Source organism: Bacillus haikouensis (genome assembly GCF_013179555.1).
In the GTDB taxonomy this organism is placed as follows: domain Bacteria; phylum Bacillota; class Bacilli; order Bacillales; family Bacillaceae_B; genus Rossellomorea; species Rossellomorea haikouensis_A.
This window is the reverse complement of sequence record NZ_JABMCR010000424.1, coordinates 1-2,599: the sequence shown is the minus strand read 5'-3', so window position 1 is coordinate 2,599 and position 2,599 is coordinate 1. Positions and strand designations below refer to the sequence as shown.

4 protein-coding genes are annotated in these 2,599 nt (G+C 42.5%); all 4 read left to right on the top strand.

Annotation, left to right across the window (positions count from 1 at the left end; translation table 11 throughout):
* The coding region (locus HP456_RS22595) for a glutaminase (protein ID WP_172255273.1) at positions 1–208 on the top strand (208 nt) is incomplete at its 5' end.
* 133 nt (positions 209–341) lie between these two features.
* Positions 342–623, top strand: a complete 282-nt coding sequence (locus HP456_RS22590; protein ID WP_172255271.1) for an Fpa/YlaN family protein — start codon at positions 342–344, stop codon at positions 621–623.
* Between the two features lie 165 nt (positions 624–788).
* Complete coding sequence (gene ftsW / locus HP456_RS22585; protein ID WP_172255269.1) at positions 789–2,006, top strand: putative lipid II flippase FtsW; 1,218 nt, start codon at positions 789–791, stop codon at positions 2,004–2,006.
* Positions 2,007–2,143: 137 nt separating this feature from the next.
* Positions 2,144–2,599 (top strand): biotin carboxylase N-terminal domain-containing protein (locus tag HP456_RS22580; RefSeq protein ID WP_312857807.1); only part of this gene is annotated, 456 nt, incomplete at its 3' end.

Genomic DNA, 2,599 nt, shown 5'->3' with positions numbered 1-2,599 from the left:
ATGCGGCATGTACAATAACTCGGGCGAATTTGCTATAAAGGTGGGGATCCCGGCAAAAAGTGGAGTTTCCGGCGGGATAATGGGCAGTGTACCCGGCAGATGCGGAATTGGCATATTCGGCCCTGCATTGGATGAAGTGGGAAACAGCCTTGCTGGCGTAAAGCTGCTGGAAGGGCTAAGTGCAAAGTATTCATGGAGTATATTTTAAGTTTTTCCTATTTCAGGGTATTCCCCCATTCGTAAATCCCCTTACAAATGAGCTTATTTTTCTTGCATTTTATATGATTTAACGATAAAATTTTAAGACAGGAATGCTATTTGTTCGGAATGGGGGGATCACTGTGGCGTCAGAAATGACAGTTAATCATCGGGACAAGGCCTATGAATTACTAAAGGCTGATGCAGAAAAGATATTACAGCTTATTAAAGTACAAATGGATAATTTAACGATGCCCCAATGTCCTCTTTACGAGGAAGTATTGGATACCCAAATGTTCGGATTATCTCGGGAAATAGAATTTGCTGTCCGGTTAGGGCTGGTGGACGACGTAGATGGAAAAGAATTAATTGATTCTTTAGAAAGAGAACTTTCTGCCCTTCATGAAGCGTCCACTAAAAAGTAAAATAGTCATGACAACTCAAACAATACTTCACTCTGTTGTTTGAGTTTTTTTGTAGAAGTACATAAAATCACTCTGCCTAACACACTAAGAGTATATACATTGACTTATATGATCGCTGCACTGAACGAAAAGAAGAAATGATATAAGAAAAAGGGTTGACTTGTCATGATAAAAAAAATAATGAAGTCCTACGACTATTCTTTGATAGCTGTATACGTATTCCTGTGTTTCTTTGGGCTGGTCATGGTCTACAGCGCCAGTATGGTGATGGCTGTCGAACGCTTCGAATTGGAGAGCGACTATTTTTATAAAAAGCAGCTGATCAACGTCCTGATTGGCTTCACTGCATTTACTGCAGCCGCATGGTTTCCGTATAAAGCTTTTCAGGTAGGGAAGATCATCAAGGCTCTCATGTTCATCATTATCGGTATGCTGATTTCTGTACATTTCATCGGCAGTGAAGTGAATAATGCCAGGAGTTGGATTGACCTTGGATTCATGAGAATCCAGCCATCTGAATTTGCAAAGCTTGCAGTTGTCATTTACCTCGGTTCGGTCTATTCAAAGAAACAAGCATACATCAATGATTTAAATCGGGGGCTTGCTCCGCCGCTTATCTTTCTCGGTTTTATTTGTTTTATTGTCTTCCTGGAACCGGATTTTGGCACTGCTGCAATCATCTTTGCGATCGGAGCAATCGTCATCATGTGCTCCGGCATCAACTTCCGTACATTCTTTAAGCTTGCCGGAATTGGGACGGGCTTACTTGTCATCGTCTCGCCGTTCATCTATTTAGCCAGGGGATTTATTTTCACGGACGAAAGAATGAGCAGGATAGAAGCCTATTTGTCTCCATTTAAGGATGCACAGGGGGAAGGCTATCAATTGGTTAACTCTTACCTTGCCATCGGGTCCGGCGGAGTCCAGGGTCTCGGTTTGGGCCAGAGTGTGCAGAAGCTTGGTTATATACCTGAACCGCAGACAGACTTCATCATGGCCATCATTGCAGAAGAATTAGGTGTGTTGGGTGTCAGTTTCGTCATCCTCGGTTTATCTTATATTGTTTTAAGAGGGATTTATATAGGGGTGAAATGCCAGGACCCATTCGGGACGATGCTTGCCATCGGAATTTCGAGTATGATCGGCATACAGGCTTTTATCAATCTTGGCGGGGTGTCCGGACTGATTCCGATTACAGGCGTTCCATTGCCGTTCATCAGTTACGGAGGATCTTCTTTGCTGGTCCTGTCCTTATCTCTTGGCGTCCTTGTCAACGTCTCCATGTTTGTGAAATATGAAGAAAAATATAAAACGAAGAAGGAAAATGCCGAACCGTTGGAGAATATGTCTACTAACAAGAAAATATATGGTGTTAAAATGTAGATCTATATTAGAGGATTAAAAACTCTATGTCTAGGGTCTGCCCCCTAAGATAAGCTCGCATCCATCTTTCGGGTCAGCCTTTTTTTAATAGACTAGTAATGAAAGATTTTCAATCATGAACTAACTCAGAAGGAGAGATTGTATTGAAGAAAATTCAAAAGGTATTAGTCGCAAACCGTGGAGAAATTGCCATCCGGGTCTTCCGTGCATGTACGGAATTGAATATCAGAACCGTTGCTGTTTACAGTAAAGAAGATTCCGGATCTTATCATCGATATAAAGCAGACGAAGCATACCTGGTCGGTGAGGACAAAAAGCCAATAGATGCATACCTGGATATTGAAGGTATTATCACAATAGCCAAGAAGTCCGGGGTTGATGCCATTCACCCGGGATATGGATTCCTTTCAGAAAATATCCATTTTGCCAGAAGATGCGAAGAGGAAGGAATCACATTCGTCGGCCCTCATTCCACTCATTTAGATATGTTTGGAGATAAGGTCAAAGCAAGGAAGCAAGCCCAGCTTGCGAACATACCTGTCATCCCGGGAAGCGACGGACCGGTATCCACACTGGAAGAAGTCATCAGCTTC